Here is a 15336-nt window from a genome sequence, read left to right as displayed (position 1 = left end):
CCGCCGTGACGTCCGCGTGTCGCGGCGACGCGGCGACGCGGCGACGGCCGGGGCTGCGACGGCCGGGGCGGGTGACGGCGCGCCGAGGCCCTGCGCCGTCGTGGGGGTGCCGGCGGCGGGGGAAGGGATCGCTTACTCCAAAGGATAAGGATGGGGTCCGGTTCGCCGGACCTTCATACAGCCTTCCGAGGCAGCGGAGTCACACCACCCAGGTCCGCGGGCAGGCGCAGGGGCTTCTCGACGCCCCCCACGGCCGCCGTGAGGACGGCGGGCGGCGGCCCGGCGGTCACCGGTTCCGCGGGGGCCGGGACGCTCACGGCAGAAGGCGGGACTCGGACCTGCGCGGCGGGGGACGCCCCGTCGCCCGGACGAACCGGCGCTGCCGCGGCGGYGGGCGACTGCACCGTGGGACGCGTCACTACGAGGCCGGGAGCGGAGCGGTTCAGGTACCGCCGGGCGCGCATCACGTCGACGAGCATCGCGGGGGTGTGCCGGGTCACCCGGAACGTGCCACCGGGTATCTCCGCCCATCGGACCGGGACCTCGGCGATCCGGTAGCCGATCGACCGGGCGATCGAGAGCACCTCCACGTCGAAGCCAAATCCGGAGGAGCGCGCAAGGCTGAACAGCAGCTTGGCCTCGGGGCCGCGGAAAGCCTTGAACCCGCATTGGGTGTCGGCGACGTCCAGGCTGGTCAGGGACCGGGTGATCTGGTTGAAGGCCCAGCTGCCGACCCGCCGGCCACTGCTGCGGACCGCACCCGCCCCAACCCGGCGCGATCCGAGCGCCACTTCGGCGTGCTCCAGCGCGGCGAGGAGCAGAGGAAGATCATTGACGTCGGAGGCGCCGTCGGCGTCCAGGAAGGCGATCGACTCACCGTGCGCGGCCGACACCCCCATGCGGACCGCGGCGCCCTTGCCCGAGTTCCACGGCAGCCGCAGGACCCGACCACCGGGCAGATCCGCGAGCAACTCCTCGGCGATCGCAGCGGTGCCGTCCGTACTGCCGTCGTCAACMACAATCACCTCGGCACCGGGGATCCTGTGCATGACCGAGATCAGCGGGGGTAGCGAGCCGGGCAGGCGCATCGCCTCGTTGTAGGCGGGGATGACAACGCTCACAGGCACGCGGTCCAAGACTCACTCCTAGGCCGCGACGACGGAGCCGATGACTGAAGCCACCGAGGCGCAGCGGTTGGTGACGGCCGATCGAGATCAGCAAACAGTTTTAGGCGTTCTACCGAAACGCGGCAAAGTATGCATGCTAGAGTTTCCTTTTGTTTCATTTACTGGCAATGTGACACAATGGGCATCTCTTGAGTACAGGTGGACATCTATTGAGCGTACGTTGGACTATCAGACGGTCATCTGGCGATGTGTAGCATACGGATGAGGCAGAACAGCTCGGACAGGGGGTGGCCGATCCCCCGGAGCGCCTCGGATCATCCTGGATCGGACGGTCGGCCAGGTCGCGGTGCGGCGACCCGGCGCCCGCGGGCGTGCACGCTGCGGAGCAGAAAAACGCGGCAGGCGGGCCGGCGGGGGACCAACCGCCGACACCGGGTACGGATTTGCGAACCGTGGATCGGCGACGCCACGACGATTCCGGGGCCCGGCGTCGACCGGACCGGACCGGAAACGGTCGGGCTGTCGCTGTCGGGCGACCCGCCGGTAGCACCCGGGACGGTGAACTTCCGGAGACCTTCGGAAATGGAAGGATGGAGATCAACCTGTCGCGGGGGATAACCGCGCACCGGCGGATTTCCGACGTCCACCCGCGTCACGAGGCCTCCCCGAGCGGCCCGCTTCTGGGATGATCCACCAAGGGTTCCGGCCAGGGCGGATGGAGGAGCCATGCCACGACCCGAGCGCGCAGGTCGGGCCCGGTCGCATGCGGCCGGGGCGGGCGAGGCGGACGCGCAGCTGCGCGGTCTCATCGATGCGGGTCGCAGCAAGCTGCCCCCKAGAACGGCGATGCGGGCCCGCGACGCCGCCCGGCCCACCGACGCCGACCTCGCCGAGGCCGAGCGATCGGTGGTACTGCATCGCGGATCACGCCCCGCACCGGCGACCCCGTCGACCAGCCCCACCGACCCGGTCCGCCGCGGCGGCCCCAGCAGCGCCGGAGCCGGTCGTGCCGAAGCCAGCAGCGCCGGAGCCGAGAGCGCCACGACCGACCGCCGCGGCCGGGGTGCCCGCAGGACCCGCCGACGCTCCGACCGCGGATCCGCCGGACCGCATGAGAGCGGCCCTGCCGAGACCGGGTCCTCGAAGAACAGGTCTCAGGAAGCCGACGAGGCCGACCCGGGCACCGACGGTACGTCCCCGGTCCGCTCGTAGGCCGAGAGCATCCGAAGCCGCCGCACGTGTCGTTGCTCCCCGCTGAACGGCGTGGTGAGGAAGACCTCGGCGAACGTCAGGGCCGCCGTGACGGTGTACATGCGCGCGCCGAGGCTCAGCACGTTGGCATCGTTGTGCTGGCGGGCCAGCGTCGCCGTCTGCTCGCTCCATGCCAGGGCCGCGCGCACCCCGGCGACCTTGTTCGCCGCGATGGCCTCCCCGTTGCCCGATCCCCCGATGACGATGCCCATGCTGCCCGGTTCGACAGCGGTGGCGGCGGCGGCGGCGAGGACGAACGGAGGGTAGTCATCGTCGGGGTCGTACTCGACAGGACCATGGTCGACGGGCGCGTGGCCCAGCTCCACCAGACGCTCGGCGAGCGCCTCCTTCAGGTGGAAGCCCGCATGGTCAGATCCCAGATGGACACGCATGATGTGTCATCATGCCCGATCACGTGAGGATCGGGTCCTGGTCCCAGGTCCGTTTGAGCTCGTGGAAGCCGGGGGTAGCAGCGACGAGCAGAACTCCGTCCCAGAAGACCGCTTCGGTCGCGTCCGCGGGCAAGGGTACGGACGTGGGTGTGGGTGTGGGTGTGGGTACGAACGTGGCCGCGGGGGTGTCGAGAGTTTCGGCGCTCATGTGGTCTCCTCGGTCGACGGCACCGTTCGACCGGGATCAACCCGTCGGGGTGGTGGTCACTTCCCGCTCACGGCGAGATAACCGGCGACCCTGTTCACCATGGCAGCGAACGGAACGGCGGCGATGGCACCGGGGATGCCGGCCAACACGCCACCGGCCGACAGCGCGATGACAATCGCGAGCGGATGCAACCGCACCGCCCGCCGCATGACCAGCGGCTGCAACAGGTGCCCCTCGACCTGCTGCACGGCCAACACGACACCCAGAATGATCAACGCATCCGGCACGCCATTCGAGACCAGGGTCACCAGTACCGCCGCGGCGCCGGCCACCGTCGCCCCGACAATCGGGACGAACCCGCCGAAGAACGTCAGCAGGGCCAGCGGCGCGACGAGCGGGACACCCACGCCGACCAGGCCGATGGTGATACCGATCGCGTCGACCGCCGCGACAAAGACCGTCCCACGAATGTAGCCGGTCAACGTGTTCCACGCCTCCCGACCGGCGCCACGCACCCGCTCCTCCGCTCCGTCCGGGAAGCGGGTGACGATCCAGTTCCAGATACGATCCCCGTCGTACAGGAAGAAGAAGGTCGAGAACAGGGTGACGAGCAGGCCGGTGAGCACCTCGGCGGCCACCGAGGCGCCGGAGATCACCCCGGAGACCAGGCGCCCCCGGTTGTTCGCCAGGCTCTTGCGGATGTCGTCGACCAGATTGTCGATCTGGCTCTGTGACAGGTGGAGCGGACCGTTTCTCAGATAGCCGCGGATCTGCTCGACGCCCTCGCTGACCTGATCGCTGACCGTGGGGATCTCGTTCGCTGCGTTGAAGCCCACCGCCACCCCGGCACCCACGAACACCGCGAAGAACACGAACAACGCGGTGAAGGCAGCGCCCAGCCGGTTCATACCGAGCCGCTGCAGCCGGTGCGCGAGCGGATGGATGAGAGCGGCGATGAGCAGCCCGGCGATGAGCGGAATCACCACGATCCGGACCCGTCCCACGACCATCAGCAGGATGTAGATGGCCGCGCCCGTGACGATCAGACGCCACGACCAGCCCGCCGAGACCCGCAGCGCGACCGGGATGTGATAGTCGGCCCGCCGAGCCGGGGACTCCCCCCCGCCGGCGGCCCGCGGCCCGCCTGGTGGCTCGGATGCCGCCGCCTCGGGCATCGGCGCGGTGGGCATCGGCGCGGTGGGCATCGGCGCGGTGGACGACCCACCGCCGGCCGGAACGGCTGAGGCCCGGCGAGCCCGGTGAGGGCGCCCGGGGACGCGACCGAGCCCCGCCACCCGTCTCACCGGCGGCTCCCTTCCTGTCCTGCCCTCTTCCTGCCTTCCCGCGACCGCGCGGACATCCCGATCCTCCCGCAGGCTGGTCACGCGGAAGATGTCGCCATCGTGCCGCATCGGCGACCAGCGAGAGCGGGCACCCCGCGCCAATCACCACAATCCACCATCTCCGGCACCGGTACCACGGCCGACGGCCCGACCACCACGTCCCCGACCACCACGTCCCCCGGCGGCGACCGTTCCCCTCATCGGCGTGGGAGACTGGGAACACGGTGATGACCGTGTGCAGTCCTGCAAGTCCGTGCCGTCCGAAAGGAACCGGGTGCCCAACAACCTCACCCGCGACGAGGCGCGCGAGCGCGCCCGCCTGCTCAACGTTGCCTCCTATGACGTCGAACTCGACCTGACGACCGGCCACGAGACCTTCCGCACGTCAACCGCGGTCATCTTCACCTGCGTCGAGCCTGGGGCGTCGACGTTCATCGAGCTCGCCGCCGCGAAGGTCGACGAGGTCGTTCTCAACGGAGCGCCGCTCGACCCCGCCGCGGTGTTCGACGGCGAGCGGATCCGGCTCGATAACCTCGCGGAGTCGAACCGGCTCACGGTGGTGGCGGACGGCGTCTACTCCCGCACCGGTGAGGGCCTGCACCGCTTCGTCGACCCGGTGGACGAGGCCGTTTACCTCTACACMCAGTTCGAGACGTACGACGCGCACCGGATGTACGCCTGCTTCGACCAGCCCGACCTCAAGGCGACGTTCACCCTCACGGTCACCGTCCCGGCGGACTGGAAGGCGATCTCCAACAGCGCGGTCGCCGCGGTGGCGGAGGCCGCGATCGGGGTGCGCACCATCCGCTTCCTGACCACCCCGGTGATGTCGACGTACATCACCGCGCTCGTCGCCGGCCCGTACCACGAGGTCCGCGACCACCACGACGGCATCGACCTGGGCCTCTACTGCCGCCGATCGCTGGCCGAGTTCCTCGACCCCGCCGAGCTCTTCGAGATCACCAAAGCCGGGTTCGACTTCTACCACCGGGTGTTCGACTACCGGTACCCGTTCGGCAAGTACGACCAGTTGTTCGTGCCCGAGTTCAACGCCGGGGCGATGGAGAACGCCGGCTGCGTGACCTTCCTGGAGGAGTATGTCTTCCGGGCGAAGGTGACCGAGGCCCGCCGCGAGCGGCGCGCCGAGACGATCCTGCACGAGATGGCGCACATGTGGTTCGGTGACCTGGTCACCATGCGCTGGTGGGACGACCTGTGGCTGAACGAGTCGTTCGCCACCTACATGTCGGTCCTCGCCCAGGTGAACGCGACCCGCTTCACCAACGGCTGGACGACCTTCGCCAACGCGGAGAAGGRCTGGGCCTACCGCCAGGACCAGCTCTCCTCCACGCACCCGATCGTCGCCGACGCCCCGGACATGGACGCGGTACGGACGAACTTCGACGGCATCACCTACGCCAAGGGCGCCTCGGTGCTCAAGCAGCTCGTGGCCTGGGTCGGCCAAGAGGAGTTCCTCGCCGGRCTGCGGGCGTACTTCCGCCGCTACGAGTACGCGAACACGTCGCTGCGCGACCTGCTCGACGAGTTGGAGAACGCCAGCGGGCGGAACCTTACCGCCTGGTCCGCGGACTGGCTGGAGACCACCGGCGCGAACACCCTGCGGCCGCGCTTCTTCACCGACTCCTCGGGCCTGTTCACCTCGTTCGACGTGGTGCAGGAGCCGGCGTCGGCGCCGCCGACCGCCTCGCGCACGCTGCGCCCGCACCGGCTCGCGATCGGCCTTTACGATCGGGACGCCACCGGCGCGCTGGTCCGGCGGGAACGGGTCGAGCTCGACGTGACGGGCAAGCTCACCGAGGTCGCCAAGCTCGTCGGTGCCCGCCAGCCGGATCTGATCCTGCTCAACGACGACGACCTCACGTACGCGAAGGTGCGCCTCGACGAGCGGTCGCTGGCCACGCTCGTCGAGGCGATCGGCGCCATCTCCCAGTCACTGCCCCGGACGCTGTGCTGGGCGGCGGCCTGGGACATGACCCGCGACGCCGAACTCGCCGCCCGGGACTACGTCCGGCTCGTGCTGTCCGGGGTGACCGCTGAGGACGACATCGGCGTGGTGCAGTCGCTGCTGGCCAAGGCGGACCTGACGATCGACACCTACGGCGACCCGGCAAACCGGAAGCCCGCGCTGCGCGCGCTGACGGAACGCGCCGAGGAGCTGGCGCGCGCCGCGGCCCCCGGCAGCGACCTGCAGCTCGTCTACACCACCTCCTTCGCCCAGGCCGAGGAGGCCGACCAGGTGGCGCGGATCCGGGCGCTGTTCGAGGGCACCGACGTCATCGAGGGGCTCGTGCTCGACACCGAGCTGCGCTGGACCCTGCTGACCCAACTCGTCGCCCGGGGCGTGTACGCCGACGCCGAGATCGACACGGAGCTCGCCCGCGACCGCACCGCCACCGGCGAGAAGCGAGCTGCGACCGCGCGGGCGGCACGGCCGACCGCGGCGGCGAAGGCCGCAGCCTGGTCGGCGGTCATGGACTCGGACACCCTGTCGAACCACTTGGCCGCCGCGACGATGGGCGGTTTCTGGATCTCCGACCAGCTCGAGCTGACCCGGCCCTACGTGGACCGTTTCTTCGACGAGATCGCTGGGATCTGGGAGACCCGCAGCTTCGACATGGCCTCCACCATCACCCAGATGCTGTTCCCGGCGTCGGTGATCGAACCGGAGACGGTGGCGAAGGTCGACGCCTACCTGGCCGAGCACAACCCGGTCCCGCCCCTGCGGCGGGCCCTGCTGGAAGGCCGCGACGGGCTCGTCCGGGCGCTGGCCGCACGCAAGAAGGACATCGAGGCGGCGGCGTAGCGTACCCGCATCAGGCCGGTCGGAGCCGGCCGGGCCGGGAGGAGCCGGCCGGGCCGGGAGGAGCCGGCCGGGCCGGGAGGAGCCGGCCGGGCCGGGAGGAGCCGGCCGGGCCGGCTCCTCCGGGATCAGCGGGGTCAGGGCGTCGGGCTGACCGCCAACGAAGGCTGCGTCGGGGGGAGGGTCCCGGCGGCTGCGCCGCCCGCGCCACCTGCCGCGTCCGCGAGCTGGCGGATGCCGGTGATCAGGCCGCCGACCAGATCGCCCAGCGCGAAGCTGGAGGCCATCGTCAACGCGGCGAGCCCGGTGGCCGAGTCGCTGATCCGCTTCCTGGCGGCCGGGGTCGTGGCGATCCGTACGAACCGCTGCCCGGGCGAGACGAGGATCAGCACGGCGGCATCCCGCCCCGCGTCGTTGACGAGGTTCGCGAGGATCCGCTCGGCGGCGAGCCGGACGTCGCCGCGCACCGCGCCGATCCGGATGCTGACGTGGATGCCGGTACGCGTCTCGGCAAGCTCCCGGGCCCGGTTCAGCCGGTCGAGCTGCTCGTGGGTGAACGGCTCACCAGTTGCCACTGGCACCACCCGCGCCGGGAAGGGCGGTCTTCGTCTGCTCGCCCTCGATCTCCTCCGGCTTGGAGCCGATCCAGATCTCGTCGTGCTCCCAGGGCTGCCCCGGGCGGTAGCGCACCGGCCCGCTCTTGCGGCTCGACCACGCGGCCAGCAGGATCGCGATGACGAACCCACCGACGATGGTGCCGCCGTAGATCGCCCATGACTGCACGGCCGTGAGCGGATCGGGGTTGTAGGGGGTTCCGATCTCCCCGGCCGAGGCGCTCACCGCGAACACCGGCACCGCGAACAGCGCGAGGCCGACAACGGTGAGAACCCGGCGCGGCGCGATCCTGGATCGCGACCCCGGCGCGGGGTGTGCCCCCGGCCACGGGCGGGAGGTGCCGGCGAACGGCAGCCATCGGGTCTGGCGCGGTCGACGTCGAGTCACGCAGCGAAGATTACCGGGAAATGGGGTTACGGTCCTCGTCTGGGGATGCCGCACCGGTGGACGACACGCCCCGGACCTGGGCAACCCGGACCTGGGCGAGGAACTCGCCAAGCCGGCGCACGTCCGGATCGGTCAGCAGACGTTCCACCGTAACCGGCCGACCGGCGGAGTCGGTCACCGGGAGCCGCCAGTTCGGATAGGCGTCGGTCGTGCCCGGCAGGTTCGGCTGATGCCGGTCGCCCAGCGCGTCACCCGGCGACCCGAGCACGATGCGGCACGAAGACCGCACCAGCAGCCGGTGCAGCGCGAAAACGATCTCCTGCCGAACGGCGGGGTCGAACTCCGGCCGGCCGCGCCCGCCGGGGTTCCCCCGTCCGCCGAGGCCCGCCGCCGCGCCCGCCGGATCCACCAGCCCCTCGGATCGCACCAGCTCGACCAACGCGTCCCGCTCGGCTCGCCAGCCGGCCGCCTCGGCCTCCTCCGAACGCCCGAGCAGCCCCAACCGGGCGCGGGTGCGCACGTGCTCGCCCTCGAGGTAGCCGGCGGCGGTGGGCAGGTCGTGCGTGGTGAGGCTGGCCATCGTCGCCGCCCGGTACGCCGTCGGCGGCAACGGGCGGCCCTCGGCGTCCTGCTCGAACCACAGCACCGTCGAACCCAGCACGTTCATGCGGGCGAGCGTCGTCGCCACCGATGCCTCGACGGTACCCAGATCCTCCCCGACGACGACGGCGCCGGCACGGGCGGCCTCCAACGCGAGCAGGCCGAGCATCGCSTCGGCGTCGTAACGCACGTATGTCCCGTGAGCGGCGCCCGCCCCAGCCGGAATCCACCACAGCCGGAACAGGCCGAGGATGTGGTCGACCCGCAGCCCGCCGCCGCGGCGCAGCACCGAGGCGACCATCTGACGCAACGGCGCGTACCCGGCCTCGGCCAGGGCGTCCGGCCGCCACGGCGGCAGCCCCCAGTCCTGGCCCTGCTGGTTGAAGGTGTCCGGTGGGGCCCCCACGCTCGCGCCGACGGCGAGAACGTCCTGCAGCGCCCAGGCGTCCGCACCGCCCGGATCGACGCCGACGGCCAGGTCGTGCACGATCCCGGCGGCCATCCCGGCGGCCCGGGCGGCGGCCTGCGCCGCGGCGAGCTGCTGGTCGCAGCGCTGCTGGAGCCACACGTGGAAGGCGACACGGTCGGCCAGCTGCGCCCTCGCCTCGGCGACGGCGGGCGCGCCCGGATGAGCGAGACGCGCCGGCCAGGTCCGCCAGTCCGGGCCGTACCGCTCGGCGAGCGCGCTCCAGGTCGCGAAATCGATCAGGTCGGACCCGGCCGGCTCGGCGGCGGGCTCGGAAGCGGCGGACCCGGCGGATGCCACCTGCTCGCCGCCACGCCGGAAGACCTCGAAGAGCAGTTCCAGCGCGGCCAGCTTCGCCCGCCACACCGCGTCCCGATCGAGCAGACCGTCCCGCCGCCCGTCGCGACGGGCGCCGCGGGCGAGCTTGTCAACGGCAGCCCGGGTGGCGGGATCGGCCCGGGCGTACTCGGGCGTCCGCTCCGGTCGCAGGTAGAGCGGGGAGACGAAACGGCGGCTTGCGGGCGAGTAGGGGGACGCCGCGACGGGCAGGGTCGGCGCACCCGCATGCAGCGGATTCACCAGCAGCACGTCGGCACCCGCCCGGCCCGACCAGTCGGCGAGCGTCGCGAGATCGCCATAGTCCCCCATCCCCCAGGACGACGTCGAGGTGAGCGCGTAGAGCTGGATCATCCAGCCCCAGGCGCGGGCCGGCGGGGCGAGGGCGGCGGGGCCGGGCACCGCGGCCGGCACGGCAACGACCTGGCAGCGATGCCGCTCGGTTCCGGCGTCGATGTGCAGCACGTGGTCCCCCAAGGGCAGACCCGCCGGGAGCCCTATCGGCCGGGCGACCCAGGGCACGCCGTCGAGCACCCGCTCGGCCAGGGGGGCGCCAGGGGGATCGAGGACGATTCGGCCGCCGGTGCCGAGCTCCAGCTCAGCGTGTGGAATGATCTCCACGGGCGTGTGAACGACCACCGGGCGCGGTGCTGCGGCGACGACGACGGCGCAGGCCGGCACCCGGCGTCGCCAAGGCCGCTCCAGCGCCGCCGCGAGCGCTGCGGCGGGATCCGTCGGATCGACCCCCGCCAGCCGCAGGACGGCMCGGACGGTGTCCGGCGCGACCTGTACCGGGACACCGTCGGCCCCGAGGTAGGACGTCGCCACGCCGGACACTGCGGCGAGTTCGGCGAGGACCGGGTCGATGGTGGGGTCCACCACCGGCGTCCCAGCGGGCTGCGGTCCCGCCGGGGCGGTGGGACCGGCGGGGGACGCGGGGGACGCGGAGGACGCAGACGCGGATGCGGTGGGCACGGCGGGGCAGTCGGAAGTCACGGCCTGGGATTCTCGCCCGCGCGGTCCGGAGGCGAAGCAGCGCCGTCCGGCGGGTTCGGCGCCGGACCCGGTGTGGTGGCCGGGCCCAGCGGACCGGGGTCGTCAACGACCGGCAGCCGCATCCGCAGCAACGCCCCGCCACTCGGGGAACTCTCCGCGGTGACGGTACCCCGGTGGGTGTGCACGGCATCCGCGACGATCGCGAGGCCGAGCCCGGATCCGGGCAGGCCCCGCGCGGAGGTGGCCCGGTAGAAGCGGTCGAACACCTGCACGCGGTCCTCCGGCGCGATGCCCGGTCCGTCATCCGCGACGGTTACCTCGCCGTCCCGGGAGCCGACCCGGACGACGGAGGCGGGCGGCGAGAACTTCACGGCGTTGTCGAGCAGGTTGGTGATCGCCCGTTCGAGCATGTTCGCCCGCCCGTCGACCGTCGAGGGAGTCGCGTCGAGCTCGATGCTGATGCTCTTGCCGGTGGCGCGGCGCCGGGCCCGTTCGGCCGCGGCTCGCACGATCTCCGCGAGATCGAGCCGTTCCACCTCCTCGGTGGGCGCCTCGTCCCGGGCGAGCTCAACCAGTTCGCTGACGAGGCCGGACAGTTCGCGCATCTGCGCGTCCACGTCGCGTAGCAGTGCCTCATGGTCGGCCGCGGGCAGCGCGCGATGCGGGTTCGCCTCGGCGCGCAGCAACAGTTCGATGTTCGTACGCAGGCTCGTCAACGGGGTGCGCAGCTCGTGGCTGGCATCGTCGACGAGCTGGCGCTGGCGGGCCCGAGATGCCTCCAGCGCGCGCAGCATGCTGTTGAGGCTCTCCGCCAGCCGGGTGATCTCGTCGGATCCGGTCACCGGGATGAGCGCCGACAAATTCTGGGTACGAGCGACCTCCTCGGCGGCCGCGGCCGCGGCGTCAACGGGTTTGAGCGCGGCACGTGCCACGATCTGTCCGGCGAGCACCGAGCCGACCACCCCGACGATCCCGACGACAAGCAGCACCAGCGCGAGGTCGCGCAGGGTCCGGTCGACGTCGGTGGTCGGCCGGGCGAGCTGCAATGCACCGCCGGACGCGGGACGTTGCAGCGGAACCGTGACAAGCCGGTAGGACTGCCCGTCAACGGCGATCGTGCGCAGGTTCTGGGCCCGCTCCCGCCGGGCCACCTCGGCGTCGGCGGAGTCGACCGGGATCCGCACGCTGTTCCAGGACGAGACGGCGTTCTCCAGCGGATTGCCGGCGGCGTCGAGGAACTGGCCCTCCAGCCCGAAGCTGAACGCCTGCAGTTCCAGCCCCAGCGGGCTGGTCTGGATGGTGCGCGCCGACGCCTCAGCCTGCTCTACGAGCTGGTCGTCGATGGCCTGGTTCAGCACRATGCTGGTCGCCCCCAGCGACACCCCGGCGACGACCGTCACGGCGGCAGCCACCGCCATCCCGACGAGCAGGGCGAGCCGGGCCCGCAACGTCAGCTGACCGAGCGGGGAGGAAAACCGGATCCTGGGGTGACGTCCCGGGTGGACCCGCCGCGCGAACCCGTCCAACCGGCCGGCGCGCCCGTTCACCGCCGCATGCCCCGCTACCGGCTGCCCCACCGCCGGACGACCCGCTACCGGCTGCCCCACCGCCGCATGCCCCGCTRCCGGCTGCGGCCACCACGGCGAGGGCGCGGCCCCCTGGTCGGGGGCACTGCTCACGCCCGGYCCCCCGACGGCTCACGCAGCACGTAGCCAACTCCGCGCACGGTGTGCAACAGCCTGGGCTCGCCGTTCGCCTCGAGCTTGCGGCGCAGGTAGCTCACGAAGACCTCCAGCGAGTTCGACGTCGGGCCGAAGTCATACCCCCAAACCCGCTCCATGATCATGGAGCGGGAGAGCACCTGACGCGGATGAGCGAGAAACAACTCCAGCAGCTCGAACTCGGTCTTGGTCAGAATCAGCTCCCGATCACCGCGGGTCACCTGGCGGCTGACCTGATCCAGACAGACCCCGCCGTAGCGAAGCGTCGAGTCGGGGATCCCTCTGGACCCGGCCGCCCGCACCCGCGCGGCCAACGCCGCCCGGCGGATCAGTGCCCGCAACCGGGCGAACAGCTCCTCCAGGGCGAACGGTTTGACCAGGTAGTCGTCGGCACCGACGTCCAAGCCGCTGACCCGGTCGGCCAAGCCGTCCCGAGCGGTCAGCATGAGCACCGGGACGTCGTCGCCCTGGGCCCGCAGCCGACGGCAGGTCTCCAGCCCGTCCACCCGGGGCATCATCACGTCCAGCACGACGATGTCCGGCCGCTCGCGGCCGATGACATCGAGCGCGTCCGCCCCGTCCACCGCCGTGGCCACCTCGTACCCCTCGAACCGCAGTGAGCGTTCCAGGGACTCCCGGACAGCCGCGTCGTCGTCCACCACCAGTACCCGCACGCCCCCAGTCTGCCTTCACCCGACGCGGTGATGGTGCTGCGCGGGGCCGGTCTCAGGAAGACGTACCGCGATCCTCAGGACGGTTTCAGCCACCGCAAGCCCGGACAGACCGACCGGCACGCCCAGGCCGACCAGATCAACCCCTCAGGTGCGACGGGCCGGGGGCGGGCGGGTCGATCCGTGCCCGCGGCAGATCCGTCCCCTGAGCGTCCGCGTCACCCCCGCCGACCCCGGCATCCGGATCCGCGTCGTCCTCCTCACGGCTCCCGGCGGTCTCCTCGTCGTCGTCGACCATGGTCACCTCACTGCGTTGCACGGAACCGAGCTCGATGCCAGCCGCGCCAAGCGAGGTCCGGACCCGCTCACGCAGCTCACGCGCGACCTCCCACTGCTTGAGCGGCTGGGTCTTGATGGCGACACGCAGGGTGTAACCGTCCGAGGTCATGGTCTCCATGCCCCAGACCTCGGGCTCGGCGAGGATGAGGCTGCTCCACTTCGCGTCCGCCCAGAGCTCGTTCGCCGTCCGGGCCAGCACCCGTTTGGCGGTGGCGACCTCGGTGTCGTAGTCGAGCGGAACGTCGAGCACGGTCCGTGCCCATTGCTGGCTCTTGTTACCGACCCTGGTGATCTCGCCGTTCCGGACGTACCAGACGGTGCCCTCGACGTCGCGCAGTCTGGTCGTCCGGAGACTGACCGCCTCCACGGCGCCGGAGACCGGACCGAGATCGATCACGTCTCCCACCCCGTACTGGTCCTCCAGCAGCATGAACATCCCCGACAGGAAGTCCCGGACGAGGTTCTGCGCACCGAAACCGACCGCGACTCCCAGCACACCGGCGCTGGCGACGATGGGGGCGAGATTGATGCCCAGCTCACCCAGGATGCTGAGGAATGCCAGGCCGAAGATGAAGATGGACGTCACGCTGCGCAGCAGCGAACCGACCGTCGCCGCACGCTGACGGCGCCTTTCCATCAGCACTGCCGGGTCGCCGAACGCGCCCAGCAGAGAGCCGGCCCGGGAACTCCGGAACAACCCGCCCCAACTGCCGGAACCAGTCCGTTCGGTGGCGTGTCCGATGTCGGTGGTGCGCCGGATGAAGCGGTGCAGCAGCGCCCGCACCACGAACGCGATCACTAAAATGAGCGCGATGCGGATCGGGGTACCGAGGAACACCTCAGCCCCGGAGGCGAGATAGTTACTGTGGGTCGTGTTGTAGACGGTGCGACACAGCAGCCCCGGATCGGTCCCGCAGGCGTCCCGCAGCGCGGTCGCGACGCCCTCCAGGGACACCAGCGGGTCGGAGGTCACCGACGGGCTCGGCGAGGGCAGCGGGGTGGGCGTCGTCAGCCCGGACGTCGGGCCCGGCGATCCGGTGGGTGACGGCGAGGCGGACAGCAGCATTCCCAGCGACGGGATGAGAGGCTGAGCCAGCAGGGACGGGGCGGGCGTCACGGCGTCGATCGTCCTTCCGGTAGATTGCGATCATTCGGAGTTCCCCGAGCCGGCCGAGGTCACCGKCCCTCCCGCGCTCGCGGCGGCCGGGGCGGCGGCCGCAGGTCAGTCTCACCCATGCCGGTGGCCCGGCGGTGGGGGCCCCGATCCGGTCGACGGACGGCCACGCTCCGGCCCAACCACTCTCCAACCCAACCCGGCCAGGTCTCCCACTACACTCAAAAAAGCACTTTCCGTATTGATATGGTCACAGAATGGTCGCCCACATGTGACAAAGGCCACGAGATATGTGCAGCGCCACGGCACGAAAGGCGATGACCATGCAAACAGGCTCGCGTTCTGCCGCGGAAGAAGGTTGACTATCCATTGTCACCGGAGACGCTGGGCAGAACGGCCCGCAAAGGGCCCTCGGTGGGCAGGAGGTCGGCGCGTGGCAGAGGCGCTGGTTCTCAATGCCACGTACGAGCCTCTGTGCGTGGTGTCGCAAAGGCGCGCGCTGGTGCTGGTCCTGACCGACAAGGCCGTCATGGTCGAATCGGCCGGGCAGGTTCTTCGGTCCGCGACGGCATCCATCGATGTCCCGATCGTGGTCCGGTTAGCGCGTTTCGTCCGGGTGCCGTACCGCTCGCAGGTCCCGCTAACCCGTAAGGGTGTGCTGGCCCGCGACCATCATCGCTGCGTGTACTGCAATGCTCCGGCAACATCACTGGATCATGTCATTCCACGCTCCCGTGGGGGCCCGCATGCGTGGGAGAACGTCGTGGCGGCCTGTGGCCGCTGCAACCATCTGAAAGCCGACCGGGCCGTCGCTGATCTCGGCTGGCGGCTCCGCACGGCGCCACGGGCGCCGAGCGGAGCCGCTTGGCGCATTCTGGGCTCCCGTCGGATGGATCCACGCTGGTCGGCCTACCTGAGTACCGACGTGACCGAGGCCGCCTCGGCCTGA

General features: G+C 71.2%; 13 protein-coding genes. 3 read left to right on the top strand and 10 right to left on the bottom strand.

Annotation, left to right across the window (positions count from 1 at the left end; genetic code table 11):
* Positions 1–173: 173 nt before the first annotated feature.
* Entirely contained in the window at positions 174–1127 is a 954-nt protein-coding gene (locus CcI156_RS03765) for a dolichyl-phosphate beta-glucosyltransferase (protein ID WP_254847259.1), read from the bottom strand.
* 726 nt (positions 1128–1853) lie between these two features.
* Between CcI156_RS03765 and CcI156_RS03760 the strand changes: the two genes are divergently transcribed.
* Positions 1854–2339, top strand: a complete 486-nt coding sequence (locus CcI156_RS03760) for a hypothetical protein (protein WP_023840457.1) — start codon at positions 1854–1856, stop codon at positions 2337–2339.
* Here the strand turns inward: CcI156_RS03760 and CcI156_RS03755 are convergent.
* From CcI156_RS03755 to CcI156_RS03745, 3 genes are read right to left on the bottom strand one after another with little or no spacing between them, the layout of a single operon-like run.
* The gene (locus tag CcI156_RS03755; protein ID WP_011435608.1) at positions 2282–2770 is read right to left on the bottom strand and encodes a ribose-5-phosphate isomerase; all 489 of its coding nucleotides are present in this window, start codon (positions 2768–2770) and stop codon (positions 2282–2284) included. The genes CcI156_RS03760 and CcI156_RS03755 overlap by 58 nt on opposite strands.
* A 19-nt stretch (positions 2771–2789) precedes the next feature.
* Positions 2790–2978 (bottom strand): hypothetical protein, encoded by a 189-nt coding sequence (locus CcI156_RS26545; protein ID WP_023840456.1) that lies wholly within the window; start codon positions 2976–2978, stop codon positions 2790–2792.
* 56 nt (positions 2979–3034) lie between these two features.
* Positions 3035–4282, bottom strand: coding sequence for an AI-2E family transporter (locus CcI156_RS03745; protein ID WP_011435607.1), 1248 nt, complete (start codon positions 4280–4282; stop codon positions 3035–3037).
* Positions 4283–4595: 313 nt separating this feature from the next.
* Here CcI156_RS03745 and pepN point away from each other — a divergent pair, with 313 nt between their 5' ends.
* Positions 4596–7145, top strand: a complete 2550-nt coding sequence (pepN, locus tag CcI156_RS03740) for an aminopeptidase N (protein WP_076804321.1) — start codon at positions 4596–4598, stop codon at positions 7143–7145.
* Positions 7146–7279: 134 nt separating this feature from the next.
* Here pepN and CcI156_RS03735 read toward each other — a convergent pair whose 3' ends face one another.
* From CcI156_RS03735 to CcI156_RS03710, 6 genes are all read right to left on the bottom strand, one after another.
* Positions 7280–7717: a DUF5130 family protein gene (locus CcI156_RS03735; protein ID WP_011435605.1), complete on the bottom strand. Its 438-nt coding sequence runs from the start codon at positions 7715–7717 to the stop codon at positions 7280–7282.
* Positions 7704–8144, bottom strand: a complete 441-nt coding sequence (locus CcI156_RS03730; protein ID WP_232234886.1) for a hypothetical protein — start codon at positions 8142–8144, stop codon at positions 7704–7706. Before CcI156_RS03730 ends, CcI156_RS03735 begins: the two co-directional genes overlap by 14 nt.
* Positions 8145–8154: 10 nt before the next feature.
* Positions 8155–10542, bottom strand: a complete 2388-nt coding sequence (malQ, locus tag CcI156_RS03725; protein WP_254847257.1) for a 4-alpha-glucanotransferase — start codon at positions 10540–10542, stop codon at positions 8155–8157.
* Positions 10539–12089 (bottom strand): ATP-binding protein, encoded by a 1551-nt coding sequence (locus CcI156_RS03720; RefSeq protein ID WP_371681753.1) that lies wholly within the window; start codon positions 12087–12089, stop codon positions 10539–10541. The genes malQ and CcI156_RS03720 overlap by 4 nt, the downstream gene beginning before the upstream one ends.
* Positions 12090–12217: 128 nt before the next feature.
* Complete coding sequence (locus CcI156_RS03715; protein ID WP_076804302.1) at positions 12218–12937, bottom strand: response regulator transcription factor; 720 nt, start codon at positions 12935–12937, stop codon at positions 12218–12220.
* A 136-nt stretch (positions 12938–13073) separates the two neighbouring features.
* On the bottom strand, positions 13074–14339 hold the full coding sequence (locus CcI156_RS03710; protein WP_082456646.1) for a mechanosensitive ion channel family protein: 1266 nt from the start codon (positions 14337–14339) through the stop codon (positions 13074–13076).
* Between the two features lie 481 nt (positions 14340–14820).
* Here CcI156_RS03710 and CcI156_RS03705 point away from each other — a divergent pair, with 481 nt between their 5' ends.
* The gene (locus CcI156_RS03705; protein WP_011435599.1) at positions 14821–15336 is read left to right on the top strand and encodes an HNH endonuclease; all 516 of its coding nucleotides are present in this window, start codon (positions 14821–14823) and stop codon (positions 15334–15336) included.

This window comes from Frankia sp. CcI156 (assembly GCF_001983015.1).
Taxonomy (GTDB): Bacteria; Actinomycetota; Actinomycetes; order Frankiales; family Frankiaceae; genus Frankia; species Frankia casuarinae.
The sequence above is the reverse complement of the archived record's forward strand: the minus strand, read 5'-3'. Positions and strand labels throughout refer to the sequence as shown.